Source organism: Phenylobacterium sp. (genome assembly GCF_037968635.1).
Lineage (GTDB): Bacteria > Pseudomonadota > Alphaproteobacteria > Caulobacterales > Caulobacteraceae > Phenylobacterium.
This window is the reverse complement of the sequence record NZ_JBBKVV010000017.1, coordinates 1-20,823: the sequence shown is the minus strand read 5'-3', so window position 1 is coordinate 20,823 and position 20,823 is coordinate 1. Positions and strand designations below refer to the sequence as shown.

Sequence of the window (20,823 nt, the reverse complement as noted above, 5' to 3'; positions counted from 1 at the left end):
GGACTGCGCATGATGCGCGCCCTCCCGCCACGGACCCATTGCATGAAACTCCTGCTTGTTCTCCCATTCCTGGCGCTCGCCGCCTGCAGCACGCCGACGCAGCCCAGTGGGATGCTGTCGACCTATGACGGCCTGGCGGTAAAGCCCGGCGCCGTGCGGGCCAGCATCTCGGATCGCAGGGACGAAGCCGGCCTGGAGAAGGTTCACCGCGTGGCGCTTGCGCCGACCCTGGTGGCGGAGAACACGGCCGCCTGGATGTCGGCCCTCGAGCGGACCACCCTGCTGCGGGAGATCGACGCCCAGCTCTGCTTCGAGCTCTCCGAACGCTACGAGATCGCCGCCCCGGACGGCGCCGCGGACGCCAGGGTCCGCGCCGTGCTCAGCCATGTCCGGGCCACCGGCCGGGTGGGCTCGGCGGCTTCGGCGGCGGCCAGCTTCTTCATTCCCGGCCCCATCGGAGTCCGCGCGCCAGGGACCCTTGGCGGGCTCGGCGTTGAGGCCGAGATGGTCGCCGCCGACGGCGGGCAGCTCGCCGCCATCACCTGGACCCGACAGGGCATGGCAGTGGGGACGGACAACCCCTCCCTCAGCCGGATCGGCGACGCCCTGCAGTTCGCCGAGCCCTTCGCTGACGACGCCGCGAAGGTCATGACCGCCAAGGACAGGAAGCCGATCAAGCTGGCGAAGCCCGATCCGTGCGCGCAGTACGGTTCGCGCATGCGGGTGGAGGGCATGGCCGCCAAGTTCGCAACCGGCCTCTACGTCCCCCAGATGAGCGGCGCGCGGGCGCAGGAAGCATCCAGACCCTGATCGCCGAGGGAACAACCCCCCCGCCCACGCCTTATATGGTTAAGCCGTTCGACCGGTTGAGAGGCGCGTCCTGCGCCCGTTCTACACCGACATCTTCCGAACACGGAGACACCTGCGCCGCAGCCGCGCCGGAGGTGGCGTCCTGAAAGGACACCAGATGGTCAATAAGATCCTCGCGCCCGATCCCGGGGGACTTGCGCAGGAGCGTGAGGCCGAGCCGGCCGTCCACCACGCGCCAAACGGTTTTTCCGACCGTTTCGCCCTGGGCTTCACCAGGCTGCTGCGGCTGTGCGCCGACACCTTCTTCGCCAAGCGCTACGGCCATCGCGCCATCGTCCTGGAAACGGTGGCCGCCGTGCCCGGAATGGTCGGCGCCACCATCACGCACCTGAAATGCCTACGCCGCATGGTGGGCGACGAGGGCTGGATCCGCACCTTGATGGAAGAGGCCGAGAACGAGCGGATGCACCTGATGACCTTCGTCGAGATCGCCAAGCCGACGGTCTTCGAACGCTGGGTCATCCTGTTGGCTCAGTGGATTTTCTATATCGGGTTCTTCCTCCTCTACCTGGTCTCCTCGCGCACCGCCCACCGGGTGGTGGGCTATTTCGAAGAGGAGGCGGTGATCAGCTACACCCTCTACCTCAAGGAGATCGACGAGGGCCGCTCGCCGAACGTGCCGGCGCCGGACATCGCCAAGCACTATTGGAAGCTGCCGGCCGACGCGACCTTGCGCGACGTGGTGCTGGTGGTGCGCGCCGACGAGGCCCATCACCGCGACGTCAATCACGGCTTCGCCAGCAGGCTCGCCGACGAGCCGCTCGATCGCCATGCCGCCCCCTATCCACCCCACGCCGACGACCTGCGCATGGAGGCCTGAGCCCACGCCTTTGCGCATGAAACGGAACGGGAACATGCTATAGGGCGAGGGATGGCCGAAGACGCGGGCGCCGCCCTTCCCCTCCTGCCCCCGAGGTTCGCGGACTGGTTTGCGGCCCGCGGCTGGAGCGCGCGCGCGCATCAACTGGAGATGATCTCCAAGGGCCGTGCGGGCCGCGACGCCCTGCTGATCGCTCCGACCGGCGGCGGCAAGACCCTGGCCGGCTTCCTGCCCAGCCTGATCGAGCTGGCCGAACGCCCGAAGGCCAATGCGCCGCGCGGCATCCACACCCTCTACATCTCCCCGCTCAAGGCCCTGGCCGTCGACGTCGAGCGCAACCTGATGGCGCCGATCCTTCAGATGGGCCTGCCCATCGTGGCCGAGAGCCGCACCGGCGATACCGGCCTGGCCCGCCGCCAGCGGCAGCGGGTCAAGCCCCCCGACATCCTGCTGACCACGCCGGAACAGCTGGCGCTGTTCTGCGCCTGGGAAGGCGCCCGGCTCTATTTCGAGGACCTCGCCTGCGTCATCGTCGACGAGATCCACGCCATCCATGCCTCCAAGCGGGGCGACCTGCTGGCCCTGGACCTCGCCCGCCTGCAGACCTTCGCGCCGAAGATGCGGCGGGTGGGGCTGTCGGCGACGGTGGACGATCCCGACGTGATCCGCCGTTGGCTGGGCTGCGCCGCGCCCGAACTGGAGAACAAGGTCGACCTGGTGCGCGGTCCCGGCGGCGCGGCGCCCATCGTCGACATGCTGCTGGCGCAGGGGCGGGTCCCGTGGGCCGGCCACACCGCCCAGCACGCCATGCCGGAGGTCTATGAGGCCATCAAGCAGGCCCGCACCGCGCTGGTCTTCGTCAACACGCGCTTTCAGGCGGAGTTCGCCTTCCAGGAACTCTGGAAGATGAACGACGACGACCTGCCCATCGCCCTGCACCACGGCAGCCTGGCCGCCGAGCAGAGGCGCAAGGTGGAGGCGGCCATGGCCCGGGGCGAGCTGCGCGCCGTGGTCTGCACCTCGACCCTGGATCTCGGCATCGACTGGGGCGACGTCGATCTGGTGATCCAGCTCGCCTCGCCCAAGGGCGCGAGCCGGATGGTGCAGCGGATCGGGCGGGCCAACCACCGGCTGGACGAGCCCAGCCGCGCCCTCTTCGTGCCCGCCAATCGCTTCGAGATGCTGGAGTGCCAGGCGGCCCGGGAGGCTATCGCCGAGAACCGCTTCGATGGCGACGCCGCCCGCACCGGAGCGCTGGACGTCCTGGCCCAGCACGTCATGGGATGCGCCTGTTCCGAGCCCTTCGACCTCCTGAAGTTCTACGACGAGATCGTCACCGCCGGCCCCTATCGCGACCTGGCTTGGGAGGACTTCGAGCAGGTCGTGGATTTCGTCTCCACCGGCGGCTACGCGCTGAAGACCTATGACCGCTTTCGCCGGATCGTGAAGGACCAGGAGGGCCGCTGGCGGGTGCGCGACCAAGCCACCGCCCAGCGCCACCGGATGAATGTCGGCGCCATCCTGTCGCCCGCCGTGCTGGCGGTCCGCATCGCCATGGGCAAGCGCCTGACCGGGGGGCGCAAGATCGGCGAGGTGGAGGAGGGCTATGTCGAGATGCTGGAGCCCGGCGACACCTTCATCTTCGCCGGCCAGGTCTGGTCGCTGATGGCGGTGACCGGGATGGATGTCCTGGTGCGGCCGGCCATGGGCAAGGATCCCAAGATGCCCTCCTGGGGCGGCTCGAAGTTCGCGCTCTCCACCTTCCTGGCCAAGCGGGTGCGCGAGCTGATGTTCGACGAAAGCCACTGGAAGGTGCTGCCCAATGACGTCCGCGAATGGCTGGAGATCCAGAAGGACCGTTCCTTGATCGTGAAGGAGGAAGAGCTGCTGCTGGAGACCTTCCCGCGCGGCAAACGCAACTTCATCGTCTGCTATCCCTTTGAGGGCCGCCTGGCCCACACGACGCTCGCCATGCTGCTGACGAGGCGGCTGGAGCGGATGGGCGCCGCGCCGCTGGGCTTCGTCTGCAACGACTATGCGGTGGCGGTCTGGGCCCTGAACCCGCTGGACGGACTCGATTTCGACGAACTCTTCGCCGAGGACATGCTGGGCGACGACCTGGAATCCTGGTTGTCGGACAGCTTCATGATGAAGCGCGCCTTCAAGGGCTGTGCGATCATCTCCGGGCTCATCGAGCGGCGATTCCCAGGCGAGCAGCAGAAGTCCGGACGGCAAGTGACCTTCTCCACCGACCTCATCTACGACGTGCTGCGCCGCCACCAGCCAGACCACCTGTTGCTGCGCTGCGCCCGCGAGGACGCGGCCACCGGTCTGGTGGACGTGGCCCGGCTGGGGCAGCTTCTGGCCCGCATCAAGGGCAAGATCCGTCACGCGGCCCTGGACCACCTGTCGCCCTTTTCGGTGCCCATCCTGCTAGAGATCGGCAAGGAAAGGACCCCGGGCGCGGCGGGGGAGATGATCCTGGCCGAGGCGGAAAGCGATCTGATCGCCGAGGCCATCGCGTGAGCGCCCTGGCCCAACCCCGCCACGTCTACGACTGGTCCCCCAGCCCTTGCGGCGGCCTGCGCACGACGCTGAGCGGTGCGGCGGTGATCTTCCGCGCCAGCGGGGCCCTGTGGATCGAGGCCGAGCGAATGCTGGTGGTGGCCGACCTGCACCTGGAGAAGGGTAGCGCCTATGCCGCCCGCGGCCAGATGCTGCCGCCCTACGACACCCGCGACACCCTGCGCCGCCTGAGCACCGAGATCGCGGCGACGCGTCCATCCGCCGTGGTGCTGCTGGGCGACACCTTCCATGACCGCGCGTCCGAGGACCGGCTGGCGGCCGACGACGCCGAGCAACTCCGGACTCTGGCGGGCCTGACCCGGCTGATCTGGGTGATTGGCAACCACGACGCCGACGGGCCCCGCGCCCTGCCCGGCGAGGTGGCCGACGAGTTGAACGTCGCCGGTCTGCTGCTGCGCCACGAACCCCAGGCGGGCCTGCAGCCCGGCGAGGTGGCGGGCCATCTGCACCCCTGCGCCAAGGTCACCGCCTCACGCGGCACGGTGCGGCGCCGTTGCTTCGTCACCGACGGCGAGCGTCTGGTGGTTCCGGCCTTCGGCGCCTTTGCCGGCGGCCTGAATGTCCGCGACCCGGCGTTTTGCGGACTGTTCGCCCGACCGCCGCTCTGCGGGGCGCTGGGGACCGGCCGCGTCCACGCCGTAGGCTGGCGCTCGGTGGTCGGGGACTGATCCCCTACATTCGCAGCGCCTGCTCCAGAGCCATGGCCAGCGATACCGAAGCCCCAAGAGTCAGGACCGTCATCAGGCGCGGATAGCGGGCGGGCACGTCCGGCGCGGAGTGGTCGAACAGCCACTGGACGATGAAGGCGCCCATCAATCCGGTGATGACCCATGAGGTTGGAATATCGCCACGAGCCACCAGCAGGCCGAAGCCGGCGATGGGGGAGAGGATCGAGCCTCCTAGCCGCTGCCAGCGCGGTGCTTCCCGACTGCTCTCCAGCCCCCAGCGGATGCCGCCAAGAAAGCCCAGCATGATCGCCGACCAGGCCAGCAGCACGTTCAGCGCATGACCCGACCAGTTCGGCGGACCATAGGCGTAGAGGCTGGCGGAAACGGGGAAAGCCGCCAGGCCAATCAGGGCGATAGCCCACATCGGCTTTGGCGCGGAGGTTTCGGCGTCCGTCACAGGCGTCAGTTCCTCCGGAAGGCGACCGAAGCGACCCAGCCCGCGCCGAGCGCCAGGGCCATTGAGACCAAGCCGTACAACCATGGGCTACGATGGGCGAAGAGGTAAAGAGTCCGCTCGATCCCGGCCTTCTCCACGGTCAAGGGGCGAATTTTTCGCGAGACCGGTTCGCCATTCTGAAACAGCAAAATCTCGGCCTGATACCGGCCGATGGGCGCATCGGTGGGCAGGTCGATCTCGGCCTTGAACAGACCCTTGTCGACGAAGGTCACGCCCTTGTCGTCGGCGTCATAGAGGCCGGCGTTCTCCTTCAATCGGACCACGGCGCGACGCCAATCGAGATAGTCGCTCCCCAGCCGGCTCACCACCACGTCGCGGACGCCGTAGCGGGTCTCGATGTGCTGCTCGAGGGGGGCGTTGATGGCCAGGTGATCGATGCCGGCGCCCAGGCGGCGCAGGGTGCCGAAACTGGCGATCTGATCCAGCGGCCGGCTCGAAGCGGTCATGTAGAAGCCGGGGGCGCCACGGAACACCACCGGGCGGCTGTTGACCCACACCCCAGCCACCTTGGTTTTACGCGCGATCCGGATCGGCTGTTCGGGGCCACGCACGATAACCACCACATCGCTGGGACTGTCTGTGGGGTCGAACACCGCGCCATAGAGCACGATGCGGGCGCCCCGGAAACTGGAGGTGACTCGAACCTCAGTTGTCGTGAGCGCCGCGGAGACCGCCGCCGCGGAGGCGGTGAACTGGGGGGCCGTGGGGCTGGGAATATCGAGAGCCATCAGCCCATCCCCGACATCAGGACAAACGGCTCGTCGGGTCTGAAGAACAGGCCCAGCCCCATGCGCAGGCCGACCAGCAAGACGATCAGGGCCAACAGCGCCCGAAGCTCCTCGGCGCGGAACCGCGAAGACGCCCTCGCCCCAAGCTGGGCGCCCAGCACGCCGCCCACAAGCAAAAGGGTGGCGAGAACAATGTCGACGGTCTGATTGCGACCGGCCTGCAGCACCCCGGTCAGCGAGGTGGTGATGATGATCTGGAACAGGCTGGTCCCCACCACGACGCCCGCCGGCATGCGCAGGATGTAGACCATGGCTGGCACGAGGATGAAGCCGCCGCCGACCCCCATGATCGCCGAGAGGACGCCCACAAACGCCCCCAACAAGATCGGCGGGATGACGCTGATGTAGAGACGGGAGCGTGGGAATCGCATCTTGAACGGCAGCCCGTACAGCCAGGGCGGCCGGCGGTCGCCTCGCGGCTTGGGCGCCTGGCCGCCACGTTGTCGCAGGATCGCCTGCACGGACTCAACCAGCATCAAGCCGCCGATCACCCCCAGGAAGATGAGGTAGGAGAGCGACACCACCAGATCCGCCTGGCCCAACAGCCGCAGCCAGCGGAAGACTTCCACCCCGGCGATCGCGCCCACGACGCCCCCCGCCGCCAGCACGCCGCCCATGCGGAAATCCACCGCGCGCCTTCGGGTGTAGGAAATGACGCTGGAGGTGGAGGAGGCCGCCACGTGGTTGGCCATGCTGGCCACGGCGACGGCCGGCGGAATGCCCATCAGCACCAGGAGCGGCGTCATCAGGAAGCCGCCGCCGATACCGAACAGCCCTGAGATGAAGCCCACGAGCGCGCCGAGCGCCACCAGGAGCGGTGCGTTCACCGAGACTTCGGCGATGGGAAGATAGAGGTCCAAGGTCGCCCCTTATGGCGCCTGGGCCACTACCGCGTGAAGACCGAAAGCTTGGAAACCGTCGACGGATCAAGCTGGCCGGTCGCCTGCATGCCCTGATCGCGCTGATAGGCGGCGATGGCCAGTTTGAGGGCGCCCGAGGCGCTACCGTCGGTTGGCCCTTGGTAGTAGCCGAGGCGCGAGAGCGCCCGCTGAGCCGTGGCCACTGTGGGCGAGGCGGAGGCGGCTGCCACGGCGGTGGCTGGGGCGACGGACGGATTCGGCGTGCTGGCCCGGAACGCCGCCGCGGCGCGCTCGGCCACGGTGCGGGCGTCGGACGAGAGACCCGAGGCCACTCGTTGGGCGCTGGAGCGCGCCTCGCCATCTCCGGTTCGGCCCGCGACCAGATACCACTTGTAGGACTCCGCAGCGTTCTGGCTCACGCCCAGGCCCTGCTCGTAGAGAGCTGCGAGATTGTACTGACTGTCCACCAGGCCGAGGTCGGCCGCGCGGCGGAACCACTGAGCCGCTGTGGTGGAGTTCTTCGGGCCGCCCGCGCCGGAAATATAGGAGATGCCCAGGTTGTGCATCGCCTTGGGATCGCCCCCCTCGGCGGCGCGCTCGGTCCAGCGGCGGGCCTCGATCAGGTCCTTCTTCACGCCGCCCGCGCCGTTTTCGTAGAGCTTGGCGAGGTAGAACTGGGCAGGCGCATGGCCCAGACTGGCGACGGCCTTGAGCTGGTCCAGGCCCCCGGCCTGCTTGGCCTCCACGGCTGAGGCCGCGGCGGCGAAGCGTTGGGCCAGGTCCGCCGCCGGCGGGGTCCCAGGCGCGATGGGTTGAGGCGAAAGCGCGATGGCGACGCGAGGCCCATCGCCGAAGGGCGTGGTATCGGCCTCCGCCGCCATGATTTCCTCGGACTTGCCCGCATTCATGGCCGCCAAGGCGTCGGCCACGCGCTTGGGCGGAGCGCCGCCCGGCTTGCCGTCCATCAGCATGAAGCTGGCGGTGGCGAGGCTGAGGCAGGCTGCGCCGCCCACCACCATCAGGGCGGTCTGCAGCGAGGAGCCGGCACGGCGCTTGGGACGCGCGCCGAAGCTGGCGAACAGCGAGGTCCCCGGCTCCTTGGCGGTCTTTTCCGGCTTGGTCTTCTTCGCCTTGGGCTCCTTGGCCTTACGGCCCTTGCCGTCGCTTTGCACCGACGCACGGGCGGCGGCGCGGGCCTGCTCGATCACCTCGCGGGTGGAGAGCGGGCGGCCAGGTTCCAGCGGCGCGGCGACGGTGTTGGAGCCGATCGGCGCCTCGTAAGCCTCCTCGAGAGGCTCTTCCTCGTCGTGCTCGCCGATGGGGGCGAAGCCGTCAGCGGCCTCGAAGTCCTCGGCGTCGAAGGCGGGGCGTTCCGGCTCGCTGGAGAAGGGCTGGCCCGGGAAGCCATCCGGCGCGTCGGGACCGGTCTCTGGGGGCGCGAAGGCCTGGCGCGCAAGGGGATCGGCGACGGCGGCGCTCTCGGCGGGGCCAAAGCTGGGGAAGGGGTCTGGGCCGAAGGGCGACAGGGGTTCGGTCTTGGCGATAGGCGCGCGGACGATGGGGGCGGCGGCGACCTGTTCCGAAAGCCGCCTATGGGACTCGCCCAGGCGTGCGTCGATCTTTTCGCGCGCCTCCTCCAGCATACGGGCGGTGCGCTCCTCGCTCTGGCGGATGCGCTCCACCAGATCGTCGGAGGCGCGCTCGCTGCGCTGATTCATGCGTTCGGTGACGCGAGCCACCTGCTCGCCGACATCGTCGATGGCCTGGGCCGAGCGGCGCTCGGCATTGGCGATGCGCTCGGAGAGCTTCTCGGTGATGCGGCCGATCTCGGCGCCTAGACGCTCCAGCGCCTCGGCGTGAACACTGTCGGTGCGGCCCAGCTTGCTCTCCATCGCCTGAGCGATGCGAGCGACTTCGCCGCCCACCTGTTCAATCGCGTCGGCGCTGCGGTGTTCGGTGGACTGGACACGGCGGTTGAGGTTGTCGGCCACGGTCAGCACCTCCCGGCCCATCTTCTCGATCGCCTGAGCGGAGCGCTGCTCGGCCACGCGGACATGATCGCTCATCTCGGCCAGCTTGCGCTCCATGCGGTCGAAACGGCCTTCCGCCGAAACCTGGAGCTTCTGGGCGATCTCGCCACGGGCGGCGTCGACGCGGCTGCTGAGATTGGCGGCGAGCTGCTCCAGCCGGCGGTCCAGGGCCGGCGAGGCGCCGCCCTCCACCGCCCGAATTCGGCCGTCCATGTTGGAGAAAGCGTCCTTCAATCCCTCCATGGCCGCGGCGGTGCGGGCCTCGGCGTCGGCCAGGCGGTCGCCGACTCGGCTGACCACCTCCTCGATAACCGCGGTGGGATCGCCACCGGCGCCGTGGGTCTGGACCTCGTCCACCCGCTCGCGCAGGGCCGTCAGGGTTTCACGGGTGCGAGCTTCGCCCTCGTAGAGGTGGTTGGCGACCTTTCCGAGCGCCTGCTCCAGAGCGCGCAAGGCCTCAGCGGAGCGCGGGCCGGCGGCCTCGCCCTCCACGCGGCGGACCCGTTCGGCCAGCCTGGTCTGCTCGGTGCGAGCCTCGTCCACCGCGCCCTCGAACCGGGCGGCGACGGCGATGTTTTCGCGTTCAGCGATTTCGATGCGCGAGAGCGCGTCGCGGACGGAATGCTCCACGGCGCTTATGGCCAGGCCGGCGCGGCCCTCGGAGTGTTCGATCCGATCGGTCAGCCGGTCCAGGGCCAAGGTCACCCGGCCGATCTCGTCGGCGGGATGCTCGGGCGCCTCATAGCGGGCGGCGGGCTCTGGCGCCCTCGGCGGCGCCTGCGGACGGGGAACCTCGGCGCGTGGCGCGTCATGCCGCAGCGGCTCTTCGTGGGAGGCCTGCGGCGGCTCGACGAGGAAGGATTCGGGCCGGATCGGCGGGACGTCGTCTTCGACCGCGCGCTCGGTGAAATAGGTTTCCGAGGTGACTTCCTCGGGACCTTCGTCCTCGAGGATCATGCGGTTCAGCCATTCACCCAGAGTCATGCCGGAGCGCCGGGCGAGGTCCTTGGCGACCTCCCGGGCTTTTGGGTCGATCCCTTTGACGCTCCATGGCGTCCCCGAGCTCATGCCGAATCGTTCTCCGCAGGACTAGCTTTCGACGCTAGCCACCGATCCTTGGGGTGTAAACGCGACGTTAACGCTAGATGTAGCGTCTAGGGCGATTGGCTGTGGATGATCTGAATCGTCTGGAACCCAGACAGGGACGGGATTGGCGCATGGGAGACAGTCAAGAATCCGATCGCCTTTGCGGGGCGATCGCGCCTGCGCTACGCCGTCGCACATGACGCTACCCGTGACCTTGGGCCTGATCGCCGCCTTCCTCGCCATCGCGGTCTTCGCCGGCTGGCGCGGCGCCCAGCCGCCCAACCCGCTGAGGGGAGTGCGCATGGCGCCTCACCGGCTGATCATGGTGACGGCGGCGGCGGCGGCGCTGATCCTGCTGGTTCATCTGGTGAACCTGCTGGGAGTGAGCACCGGGCGTTAGCCTGCGGCGGCGGCGCTCAGGAGATCAGGGCGTCACGGGCGGCGGACCAGGCTCCTCAGCCTTTTTCGGGCGCTTCGCCAACCCAGCGACCCCACCGGAGGACAGCAGGCCGACATCGGCCAGCAACAGCGGAATCGCCCACTTGCGCGGCGCGGCGATGTAGCGGGGCTGCCAAAGCGGGTCGTACTTGTCCTTGTAGGTACGTACGCCCTGGAAATTGTAGATTTCCTCGGCGTGTTCGAAGAACAGATTTCCAACCCTGGACATCAACGGCGCCAGGGGGCGGTCCTCAAGGCCGGCCAGGGGCGCCATGCCGAACTCCACGGCCCGGTAGCCCTGGGCCCGTCCCCACTCGATCAACTCGACGAACAGGTAGTCCATGATGCGCTTCGGCGCGGCCGGCGCATAGCGCATCAGGTCCATGGAGAAGGAGGTCTTGGCCGCCGTGATCCAAAGCGTGGCGAAGGCCACCACCTCTCCCTCGAACCGGACCAACGCCACCGGAAATTCCGAGACATAGCCGGGATAGAAGCCGCCCATGGAGAAGCCCTTCTCGCCGCCGGCGTGCTCGGACAGCCAGGCGTCGGAGATCTTCGCCAGGGTCGGAACCAGGTCGCTGATCCTGTGCGGGGGTACGACTTCGAAGCTGGCGCCCTCCTCACCGGCCTTGCGCCAGGCGCGGCGCAGGTTGCCCCGCTTCGTGCCCTCAATCCGGAACGTCTCCAGGGGCACTGCGGCGGCTTCGCCGACCTTCTGGATCGAGAATCCCAGCTCCACCACGTCGGGCAGGTAGTCGGCGCCGATCCCGTAGATGCCCGGCCGCGCGGCGTGCGCGTCGGCCAGCTCCCGGAATCGCCAAAGCAGTTCGAGTTGCTCGTCGCGGCGGCCGACGGGCGCGCCAAGCGCGATCCAGGAGCGGCCGCGCACCCCGAACATCAGGAAGCTGTCGCCACTGGCGGAGAACAGGAATCGCTTGTCCCCCAGCAGGGCGACGTTGGAACCCGGCTCGGCGACCTCCGCGTTGGCGAGAATGTGACGCACGCGCTGGAAATCGCGGTCGGCTTCGCCCACGACCGGAGGCGTCGCCGCCGTCGCCAACATTCGCCACAAGCCAAAAGCAAAGAGCGCAATCGCGGCGCCGGCCCAGGCGCGGATCGCCCGGGCGGCGTCGGCGTCCACCATCATCCGCCAGAACGGTCGGTCGGCGTAGTCGGCGTGCTGGAAGGACCAGAGACCTAGCAGGCCCGCTCCCACCAGGGCGGCGAACGCAGAGGCCAGCCAGCCAGGCGTGATCTCCATTCGCGACAACCGCGCCGTCCGCGGAAAAGACTTGTGGAACGGCAGCAACACAAGGGCGAGCGCCACCAGGAGCGCGGTTTCCTCCCAGACGAAGCCCTTCAGCAGGGAAAGCGGAGCCGCCAGCAACAGGACGCCCATGGTGGCGCCCCAGGCCGCGTCGAGGCGAGAGCGCAGACCAAAGGCCAGCATGACCAGGGTGAGGCCCAGGATCGAGGACAGGAAGTGGCTGACCTCGATCAGATAGACCGGCGTCACCTGATAGAGCCGCAGGAACCGGTCGGGCACCGACGGCGTGGCGCCCGAGGCCACCAGCATGACGCCGGCCGCCAGGGTCAGGACCGCGCCGATGAAGGGGGCGACCGCGAAGGCCGCCGGCTTCAGTTCTCGCCAAAATCTCATTCGCGGTCCGTGTGAGGCCAAACGGCAGGCGGCCTTATAGCCGGTTTTTGAGCTTTAGGCCGGGTCAAACAAGCGTTTCGTTCCTTGCTCTTGAGGCGCCCGACGCTAATGTGGCGGGCGCAAAAGCTTGAGACCTCGGGAGGATTCCATGGCCGACTTCGGCGCTGGCGATATTGACGCGTTCCGGTCGGACGCCCGTGCCTGGCTGGAGGCCAACTATCCGGCCGAGTTGCGCGACCCCAAGGCCAAGACAGATCCAGAAGCCGTCTGGGGGGGGCGCGCCTTCGCCGGCGGAACCGATCCCCAAGCCGTCTGGACCCAGCGCATGGGCGCAAAGGGCTGGACCACCCCCACCTGGCCAAAGGAATACGGCGGCGCGGGCCTCTCGCCGCAGGAAGCGCGCGCGTTGGATCAGGAGTTGGCCGCTGGCCGCTATCGTCCCGGCGTGCTGGCCTTCGGCATCTGGATGCTGGGCCCTGTCCTGCTGGAATACGGCACCGAGGAACAGAAGAGGAGCTTCCTGCCCCCCATCGTCCGCGGCGAGATCCGCTGGTGTCAGGGCTATTCCGAACCCGGCGCCGGCTCCGACCTCGCCAGCCTCGCCACCCGTTGCGAGGACAAGGGCGACCACTGGCTGATTAACGGCCAAAAGGTGTGGACGAGCTACGCCGACAAGGCCGACTGGTGCTTCTGCCTGGTGCGGACCGACACGTCGAAGAAGCATGAGGGGATTTCCTTCGTGCTGATCGATATGCGGACGCCGGGGGTTGAGACGCGGCCTATCCAGTTGATTTCAGGCGAAAGTCCGTTCTGCGAGACGTTCTTTACCGACGTGAAGATCCCCAAGGACCAGCTGGTGGGCAAGGTCAATGGCGGGTGGGAGATCGCCAAGCGGTTGCTGCAGTATGAGCGCCAGAACATCTCGGGCGGTTTCGGCGGCGGCGGCGGGGCCGGAGGCTCGGCGGCCGACCTGCCGGTGGTGGCCAAGACCTATAATGGGACCGATGACACCGGTAGACTGGCCGACAGCGACCTGCGCCAGCGGATCACCAGGAATGAGATGGATTTCCGCAGCCTGCGCCTGACCATCGGCCGGACGGCGGCTGAGGCCCGGGCCAGCAATGGGCCGAGCGCCGCGACCTCGATCATCAAGTACGCCGCGGCCGAATTCGCCAAGGAACGGTCGGAGTTGATGGTGGAGTCCATGGGCCATCAGGGCCTGGGCTGGGACGGCGAGGCCTATACGCCTGGCGAACTCACCGCCACCCATGGATGGCTGCGCTCGAAGGGTAACTCCATCGAGGGCGGGACCACCGAGGTGAACATCAATGTGGTGGCCAAGCGGGTGTTGGGGCTGCCCGACCCGAAGTAAGCGCTTACATCAAGGGCGCCGCTCAATTTCAGGGCGGTGCGCTGACGATATTTGAAGACTGATTTTTAGAAGGCGATTTTCCCATGGCTGATTTCGGCGGCGAAGACACCACCGCATTCCGCGCGGAAGCCAAGGCTTGGCTGGACGCGAACTTCCCGGAGTCCCTGAAGCAGAACCCGGCCGCCCAACTGGCAGCGGCCATGGGCGGAACCGAGAGCGCCGACGCCAAGGCCTGGCGCGAAGCCATGGGCGCCAAGGGCTGGGGCACGCCGACCTGGCCGGCCCAGTATGGCGCGGGCGGCCTGTCGCGCGCCGAGGCCCGCGTGCTGGCCGAGGAGATGGCCGCCATCGGCGCCCGCAACCCGATCGGCGGCATGGGCGTGATGATGTTCGGCCCGACGCTGGTGGAGTACGGCACCGAGGAACTGAAGGCCCAGCACCTGCCCGGGATCATCAAGGGCGAGGTCCGCTGGTGCCAGGGCTATTCCGAACCCGGCTCCGGTTCCGACCTTGCGAGTCTTCAAACCCGGGCCGAGGACAAGGGCGACCACTGGCTGGTAAATGGTTCAAAAATTTGGACTTCTGGCGCAAACCTGGCCGACCGATGCTTCTGTCTAGTGCGTACCGATACCTCAAAGAAGCATGAGGGCATCAGCTTCCTGCTGATCGACATGACCGCGCCCGGCGTCGAGGTCCGGCCGATCAAGCTGATCAACGGCACCTCGCCCTTCTGCGAGACCTTCTTCACCGACGTGAAGGTGCCGAAGGACCAACTGTTCGGCCCGCTGAACGGCGGCTGGACGGTGGCGAAAAGGCTGCTGCAGTTCGAGCGCGACAACATCTCGGCGGGCCTGGGCGGCGGCAACCTGGGCGCGGCCCAGGCGACCATGACCGTCAACGAGGCGGCCAAGCACTATGTGGGCGTCGACGAGGACGGCGCCCTGGCCGACACCGACCTGCGCCGCCGGATCACCGAACACCTGATGGAGACCCGCGCCTTCCAGCTGACGGTGCGACGGGCGGCCGACGAGGCCCGCTCCAACCAGGGCCCCTCCTCGGCCACCTCGATCATGAAGTACGCCGGCGCCAAGATCGCCCAGGACCGCAACGAACTGATGGTCGAGGCGATGGGCCACAGCGGCCTGGGCTGGGACGGCGAGGGTTTCGAGGGCAATGAACTGGCCACCGTGCGCGCCTGGCTGCGCTCGAAGGGCAACTCCATCGAGGGCGGCACCTCGGAGATCAACCTCAACGTGGTGTCCAAGCGCGTACTGGGTTTACCGGACCCCAAGTAGGGGGACTCCGAACGGGCGTATTTTGTGTTATACTGTTAGCTAAGAATTTGAATTCAGGGAGAATTTTAAATGGCAGATTTCGGAGGCGCTGATCTCGACGCTTTCCGCGCCGATGCGCGGGCCTGGCTCGAGGCGAATTTCCCCAAGTCCCTGGGCAAGAACCCGGAGGCCCTGCAGGCCGCCGTGATGAGCCCCGAGGCCGCCACTGGCGACTACGCTGTGTGGAAAGAGCGCATGGGCGCCAAGGGCTGGGGCGTTCCCACCTGGCCGGCGGCCTATGGCGGCGGCGGCCTGTCGGCGGCCGAGGCCCGCGTGCTGGCCTCCGAGATGGCCAAGATCGGCGCCGTGAACCCGATCGGCGGCATGGGCGTGGGCATGTTCGGCCCCACCCTGCTGGAATACGGCACCGAGGAACAGAAGCGTAAGTATATTCCCGACATCGTCACCGGTAAGGTGCGTTGGTGCCAAGGTTTCAGTGAGCCCGGCGCCGGGTCTGACCTGGCCTCTCTTCAGACGAAAGCTGAAGACAAGGGCGATCACTTCCTGGTCAACGGAAGCAAGATCTGGACGAGTGGCGGCCAATACGCCGACATGATCTTCTGCCTGGTCCGCACCGACCAGTCGAAGAAGCACGAGGGCATCAGCTTCGTGGTCTTCGACATGCATCAGGACGGCGTCGAGGTTCGTCCGATCCGCCTGATCGCCGGCTCCTCGCCCTTCTGCGAAACCTTCTTCACCGACGTGAAGGTGCCCAAGGAAAACCTGGTGGGCCCGCTGAACGGCGGCTGGACCGTTGCCAAGCGGCTGCTGCAGCATGAACGTTCGGGCATGGGCGGCCGGATGGGCGAGGGCGGCGCCCGCTCCAGGGCCGACATCCTGGGCGTCGTGGCCAAGAAGTATGTGGGCGAAGACGCCAAGGGCCGTCTGGCCGACAGCGACCTGCGCACCCGCATCATCGCCAACGAGATCGACCAGCGCGCCCTGCAGCTGACCGTGCGTCGCGCGGCCCTGGAGTCCCGCAGCAATTCGGGTCCGTCCTCGGCCACCTCGATCATGAAGAACGCCAACATGAAGGTCGCCCAGGACCGGGCCGAGCTGACCCTGGAGTTCATGGGTCATCAGGGCCTTGGCTGGGAAGGCGGCGATTTCACGCCCGAGGAACTGACCGCCGTGCGCGGCTGGCTTTCCGGCAAGGCGGGTTCGATCTATGGAGGTTCCAACGAGGTGCAGAGCAACATCATCTCCAAGCGGATCCTCGGCCTGCCGGACCACATCCAGCAGCACTGATACAGAGGGCCGTCGCGCAGTTCTGCGACGCCCCACGGTCGTCCTTCTCCCCTTGCGGGAGAAGGTGGCCCTGCGGAGCAGGGTCGGATGAGGGGTCGCACCGGCCTCCCGGAATTGACGATCGGGCGTAGAGCGTCGAGGGTTGTGCGACCCCTCATCCGTCGGGCCTTCGCCCGACACCTTCTCCCGCAAGGGGAGAAGGGCAACGTGTTTCGAACGACCTGATTTTCAAGGAGACTTTCTAAAATGGCAGACTTTGGCGGCGGCGACCTGGACGCCCTGCGCACGGAGGCCAAGGAGTGGATCGCGGCGAATTTCCCCGCCTCCCTCAAGGGCCGTCCGAACCCGATGATGCGGGAAGAGCGCTCGACGCCCTCCCCGGAACAGGAAGCCTGGCGCAAGGCCATGGGCGAAAAGGGTTGGGGCGTTCCCACCTGGCCCAAGGCCTATGGCGGCGGCGGCCTGTCGGGCGCCGAGGCCCGCGTGATCCAGCAGGAGCTGGGCCGCGCCGGCGCCTATAACCCCATCGGCGGCATGGGCGTGATGATGTTCGGCCCCACCCTGCTGGAATACGGCACGGAAGAGCAGAAGCAGGAACACATCCCGCCGATCGTGAAGGGTGAGTTGCAGTGGTGCCAAGGGTTCTCTGAACCGGGCGCCGGCTCCGACCTTGCCAGTCTTCAGTGCAAGGCTGAAGACAAGGGCGACCACTTCGTCATCAACGGCCAGAAGATCTGGACGAGCGGCGCACAATTCGCCGACTGGTGCTTCTGCCTGGTTCGCACGGATACTTCGAAGAAGCATGAAGGTATCTCCTTCGTTCTGTTCACGATGCATCAGCCGGGCGTCGAAGTCCGGCCGATTCCTCTGATCGCCGGCAACTCTCCTTTCTGCGAAACCTTCTTCACCGACGCGATCGCCGACAAGAAGAACCTGGTGGGTCCGCTGAACGGCGGCTGGACCATCGCCAAGCGGCTGCTGCAGCATGAGCGCTCGGGCCTGTCCGGCGCCGGTGGCGGCGGTGGGTTCGGCATGGGCGGCCGCGGCATCGTGCAGATGGCCAAGGACTATGTGGGCGTCGAAGACGACGGCCGCCTGTCCGACAGCGACCTGCGCACGCGCCTGATCATGAACGAGATGGACGGTCGCGCCTTCCAGCAGACCGCCGTGCGCTCGATGATGGAATCGCGATCCAATTCGGGTCCGTCCTCGGCGACCTCGATCATGAAGAACGCCGGCACCCACTGGATGCAGCAGCGCGCCGAACTGACCCTGGAGATCATGGGTCACCAGGGCCTGGGCTGGGAAGGCGACACCTTCTCGGCCGAGGAACTGGGCGCCGTTCGCGGCTGGCTCGGCGGCAAGGCCACCACGATCTATGGCGGTTCACAGGAAGTGCAGAGCAACATCATCTCCAAGCGCATCCTGGGTCTGCCCGACCTGACCAACAACAGCTAGAGCCCTGCCCGCCCCTCCTTAAGCGGGGGGCGGGACAGCGGATTTCAAAACCAACACTCGAGATTCAATAGGGAATTATTTGAAATGGCCGTTCTGAACGAAGAACAGAGCATGCTCCGCGACGCCGCGAAGAGCTGGACCCAGGAAAAGAGCCCGGTGACCGCGTTCCGCAAGATGCGCGATAGCGGTGTGGACGTCGGCTACGACGCCGCCGCCTGGAACGAAATGGCCGAGATGGGCTGGGCCGGCGTGATCATCCCCGAGGAATACGGCGGATCGGACTTCGGCTACCTCTCCATCGGCCTGATCCTGGAAGAGCTGGGCCGCACGCTCACCGCCTCCCCGCTGCTGGTCTCCGCCGTCGGCGCGGCCTCGGCCCTGGTCCTGGGCGGCTCTGACGCCCAGAAGTCCGAGTGGCTGCCGAAGATCGCCGAAGGCACCGCCGTCGGCGCCCTGGCCGTCGACGAAGGCGCCCACCACAACCCGTCCAAGGTCGACACCAAGTTCGAAGGCGGCAAGATCACCGGCAAGAAGTCCTTCGTCCTCGAAGGCTTCAAGGCTGACGTCCTGATCGTCTCGGCCAAGGGCCCGGACGGCGTGGGCTTCTACCTGGTCCGTGGCGATGACGCCGGCGTCAGCCGCACCCGTCTGGCCCTGGCCGACAGCCGCGGCGCGGCCAACATCGAGTTCAAGGGCGCGGCCGCCGAGCCCCTGACCGGTGGCGCTGAAGTGGTGGAAAAGGTCCTCGACCGCGTTCGCGCCGCGCTCTCGGCCGAAATGCTGGGCGCCGCCGTCCAGGCCTTCGAAGTGACCCTGGACTACCTCAAGGTCCGCGTTCAGTTCGGCCAGGTCATCGGTTCCTTCCAGGCCCTGCAGCACCGCGCGGCCAAGATGTTCACCGATCTGGAACTGGCCCGCTCGGCCGTCGAAGCCGCCCTCCAGGCGATCGACGCCGGCACGCCGGACGTGCCGGAGCTGGTCTCGCTCGCCAAGGCCAAGATGGGCGACACCTTCCACCTGGTGTCCAACGAGATGGTCCAGATGCACGGCGGCATCGGCATGACCGACGCCCACGACGCCGGGTTCTATCTGAAGCGCGCCCGGGCCGCGGAAGCCGCCTTCGGCAACCAGGCGTTCCACCGCGACCGCTACGCCAAGATCCAGGGCTACTAAGAGAGCTCCGCTTCGACCCTCGGCTTGCCGAGGGTCGGGTGTGGGTCTGAGCTAGAATTGAGAAGCCCCGTCGGTGTGAGCCGGCGGGGTTTTTCTTTGGAGCAAATATTCAATCGGGGCGCGTATGACTCCGAGTGGCGAAAAGGCTTAGATGGTCCCAGCGGCGGCGTGGAAAGCAGACACGCGGTACGTCGGGCGATCGCCCCAACGCTCCTTCGGGGGTTGAAGGCGAACAACTCGGCGAAGGGCGGCAACGACTGGTCGAGCGTAAGTCCTACGGCAGCGCGGCTTTTCGTTGCTAGCCGGATTAGCGCCCGGCCCGCTTGCACAAGATGCCTCTGACAGAGGCCTCGGGATTTGAGGGATAGCGCACCCAATTTCCCGAGTGATCTGAAAAAATCAATGCACTGTCGCCCGAACCCTATCTTTGAGGGCCGGTAGGTTGGCGATCCAACCAATTCAACTCCCGGCTACCTGTGAGCGACAACGGCTCGGGCGTCATGACACGAAGCCGTATCTAGATGAAACGTGTTGAAGCGCTAAAGGATGTTAGGCAGCGCCATCTTCAGGGAGCCCTCATTGTCAAACATGTATCCTGCAGGCGCATCCGTATTAGCAGGCCAATAGCCCACGCCTTTGTGGAACGGCACAACGTCCTTCATGCGCCAGAGCATTGTAGAGAGCACCACTAGCGGGTCCTTCCCTCTAATAATGATGCCTTTCTCCTCCAGAGCAGCATTCAGCGGAGCGCGATACATCGGCTCACCCTTTTCGATTAGGACTTCCTTGGCCGCGTCTGCCACCGATTCCTTTGAAGGATTGGCCACAGCAGAATCAGCCGTATCCCCTTCTTTGTCCTTCGCGATGCCAGCGAAATGTTCCCAAGACGAGATGAATTCTGCAGCCCGCTCGTAGTCGAGTTGCGCGATTTTAAGCTGTTGATTTAGCTTATTTATTTTTGCGGCAAGGGCATCTTTTTGCGCGAGCGCTGCGGCGTAGGGATCGGTCATGACACCTCCAAATCACGCTCTTCGTATCATGAACCGGCGCGAATATACAGCCCGAGTTGATTTCTGAATTCAGGCCTGTCATAAACCATGTGTTGGCGTATGCGCGTCAATGCCCACCCACAAGGGGTGGGCATTTTCTCTGCTTGGAGGCGGAGCACACCCGGCGTGTTGGGCCGGGAGAAAGGCTAGATCAATGTCCCCTAAGCCGTGCCTCGGCGTTATCTGGACCCTCGTTGCAGCGAGCGTCGCAGTTCCGAGGCTCTTGTTAGAGAGCGTTTTCTAGGCGGAGCGGTTGAACAACTGCTCCGCTACTTTTTAGCAGCTAAATAGCCTTTCTGTCAATGACTCAAGGGCTTGAGCTTTCTTATCAAGTAGATTCAAGGAACAGAAAATGCCCAAGAAGCAATCTTCTCAGAATATATCTAGCCTCGCGGGGAAAATCCTCGGCGGCCAGAAGGCGACACCTGCGCAAGCTAAGAAGCTGGCGGCGTCCGTTCTTTCTCAAGATGAGAAAAAAGGGCGTTAGAGTTGAGCGCAGCGTTCTGAGATAGCGCTAACGGCGAGGCTAGGAGGCCTGGGAAACCCCGGCCTCCTAGCTAAGCTGAGCCCTAGATTGAGACGCAGAAGTACGCCTTCTTGGCGTGTTTCAACCGCCGCCTTCTGAGTTGGGAATTGACATGGGCGATCAGACGCTTCCCTCCCTCAACGAAACCCTCGGCCAGCAGCGCGTGGTGTCGAACGCCGAGGGTCGCGCGGTGATCGAGTATCTGGCCGGGGCGCATATGTGCCACTCGGGCGGGGTGGTGCAGGGGGGCTTTATCAGCGGCTGGATCGACGCGGCCATGGCGCACGCGGCGATGAGCGCGGCCTCTTGAACCCTTCCCCCTCGATGGGGGAAGGGCAGG

At 66.6% G+C, this 20,823-nt stretch carries 18 protein-coding genes; 12 read left to right on the top strand and 6 right to left on the bottom strand.

Annotated features, from left to right (window positions below; translation table 11 throughout):
* The first annotated feature begins 42 nt into the window (after positions 1 to 42).
* From AAC997_RS01865 to pdeM, 4 genes are all read left to right on the top strand, one after another.
* Positions 43 to 810 (top strand): DUF3313 family protein, encoded by a 768-nt coding sequence (locus tag AAC997_RS01865; protein WP_340643999.1) that lies wholly within the window; start codon positions 43 to 45, stop codon positions 808 to 810.
* Between the two features lie 157 nt (positions 811 to 967).
* Positions 968 to 1,690 (top strand): alternative oxidase, encoded by a 723-nt coding sequence (locus AAC997_RS01860; RefSeq protein WP_340643998.1) that lies wholly within the window; start codon positions 968 to 970, stop codon positions 1,688 to 1,690.
* A 51-nt stretch (positions 1,691 to 1,741) separates the two neighbouring features.
* Positions 1,742 to 4,216, top strand: coding sequence for a ligase-associated DNA damage response DEXH box helicase (locus AAC997_RS01855; RefSeq protein WP_340643997.1), 2,475 nt, complete (start codon positions 1,742 to 1,744; stop codon positions 4,214 to 4,216).
* Positions 4,213 to 4,944 carry a ligase-associated DNA damage response endonuclease PdeM gene (gene pdeM / locus AAC997_RS01850; protein ID WP_340643996.1) on the top strand — a complete coding sequence of 244 codons (732 nt, stop codon included), beginning with the start codon at positions 4,213 to 4,215 and terminating at the stop codon, positions 4,942 to 4,944. The genes AAC997_RS01855 and pdeM overlap by 4 nt, the downstream gene beginning before the upstream one ends.
* 4 nt (positions 4,945 to 4,948) lie before the next feature.
* Here pdeM and AAC997_RS01845 read toward each other — a convergent pair whose 3' ends face one another.
* The 4 genes from AAC997_RS01845 to AAC997_RS01830 are packed head-to-tail and all read right to left on the bottom strand — an operon-like array spanning position 4,949 to position 10,123.
* Entirely contained in the window at positions 4,949 to 5,401 is a 453-nt protein-coding gene (locus AAC997_RS01845) for a DUF3429 domain-containing protein (protein WP_340643995.1), read from the bottom strand.
* Between the two features lie 5 nt (positions 5,402 to 5,406).
* Positions 5,407 to 6,189 carry a TIGR02186 family protein gene (locus tag AAC997_RS01840; protein WP_340643994.1) on the bottom strand — a complete coding sequence of 261 codons (783 nt, stop codon included), beginning with the start codon at positions 6,187 to 6,189 and terminating at the stop codon, positions 5,407 to 5,409.
* On the bottom strand, positions 6,189 to 7,109 hold the full coding sequence (locus tag AAC997_RS01835; RefSeq protein ID WP_340643993.1) for a sulfite exporter TauE/SafE family protein: 921 nt from the start codon (positions 7,107 to 7,109) through the stop codon (positions 6,189 to 6,191). Before AAC997_RS01835 ends, AAC997_RS01840 begins: the two co-directional genes overlap by 1 nt.
* A gap of 26 nt (positions 7,110 to 7,135) precedes the next feature.
* Positions 7,136 to 10,123, bottom strand: coding sequence for a peptidoglycan-binding protein (locus AAC997_RS01830; RefSeq protein ID WP_340643992.1), 2,988 nt, complete (start codon positions 10,121 to 10,123; stop codon positions 7,136 to 7,138).
* A gap of 298 nt (positions 10,124 to 10,421) precedes the next feature.
* Here AAC997_RS01830 and AAC997_RS01825 point away from each other — a divergent pair, with 298 nt between their 5' ends.
* The gene (locus AAC997_RS01825) at positions 10,422 to 10,625 is read left to right on the top strand and encodes a hypothetical protein (RefSeq protein ID WP_340643991.1); all 204 of its coding nucleotides are present in this window, start codon (positions 10,422 to 10,424) and stop codon (positions 10,623 to 10,625) included.
* Between the two features lie 24 nt (positions 10,626 to 10,649).
* On the opposite strand, the gene AAC997_RS01820 is transcribed toward AAC997_RS01825, so the two are convergent.
* Positions 10,650 to 12,323: a bifunctional lysylphosphatidylglycerol flippase/synthetase MprF gene (locus AAC997_RS01820; RefSeq protein ID WP_340643990.1), complete on the bottom strand. Its 1,674-nt coding sequence runs from the start codon at positions 12,321 to 12,323 to the stop codon at positions 10,650 to 10,652.
* A 148-nt stretch (positions 12,324 to 12,471) separates the two neighbouring features.
* Between AAC997_RS01820 and AAC997_RS01815 the strand changes: the two genes are divergently transcribed.
* From AAC997_RS01815 to AAC997_RS01795, 5 genes are all read left to right on the top strand, one after another.
* A complete protein-coding gene (locus AAC997_RS01815; protein ID WP_340643989.1) occupies positions 12,472 to 13,695 on the top strand; it encodes an acyl-CoA dehydrogenase family protein in 1,224 nt (407 codons plus the stop codon).
* Positions 13,696 to 13,778: 83 nt separating this feature from the next.
* On the top strand, positions 13,779 to 14,990 hold the full coding sequence (locus tag AAC997_RS01810) for an acyl-CoA dehydrogenase family protein (RefSeq protein WP_340643988.1): 1,212 nt from the start codon (positions 13,779 to 13,781) through the stop codon (positions 14,988 to 14,990).
* Positions 14,991 to 15,059: 69 nt separating this feature from the next.
* The gene (locus AAC997_RS01805; RefSeq protein WP_340643987.1) at positions 15,060 to 16,277 is read left to right on the top strand and encodes an acyl-CoA dehydrogenase family protein; all 1,218 of its coding nucleotides are present in this window, start codon (positions 15,060 to 15,062) and stop codon (positions 16,275 to 16,277) included.
* 246 nt (positions 16,278 to 16,523) lie between these two features.
* Positions 16,524 to 17,735: an acyl-CoA dehydrogenase family protein gene (locus AAC997_RS01800; RefSeq protein WP_340643986.1), complete on the top strand. Its 1,212-nt coding sequence runs from the start codon at positions 16,524 to 16,526 to the stop codon at positions 17,733 to 17,735.
* Between the two features lie 84 nt (positions 17,736 to 17,819).
* Positions 17,820 to 18,908, top strand: coding sequence for an acyl-CoA dehydrogenase family protein (locus AAC997_RS01795; protein ID WP_340643985.1), 1,089 nt, complete (start codon positions 17,820 to 17,822; stop codon positions 18,906 to 18,908).
* A 539-nt stretch (positions 18,909 to 19,447) separates the two neighbouring features.
* Here AAC997_RS01795 and AAC997_RS01790 read toward each other — a convergent pair.
* Positions 19,448 to 19,918 carry a hypothetical protein gene (locus tag AAC997_RS01790; protein WP_340643984.1) on the bottom strand — a complete coding sequence of 157 codons (471 nt, stop codon included), beginning with the start codon at positions 19,916 to 19,918 and terminating at the stop codon, positions 19,448 to 19,450.
* A gap of 391 nt (positions 19,919 to 20,309) precedes the next feature.
* Between AAC997_RS01790 and AAC997_RS01785 the strand changes: the two genes are divergently transcribed.
* Positions 20,310 to 20,444: a hypothetical protein gene (locus AAC997_RS01785; protein WP_340643983.1), complete on the top strand. Its 135-nt coding sequence runs from the start codon at positions 20,310 to 20,312 to the stop codon at positions 20,442 to 20,444.
* A gap of 151 nt (positions 20,445 to 20,595) precedes the next feature.
* The gene (locus AAC997_RS01780) at positions 20,596 to 20,793 is read left to right on the top strand and encodes a hypothetical protein (RefSeq protein WP_340643982.1); all 198 of its coding nucleotides are present in this window, start codon (positions 20,596 to 20,598) and stop codon (positions 20,791 to 20,793) included.
* The last annotated feature ends 30 nt before the right edge of the window (positions 20,794 to 20,823 follow it).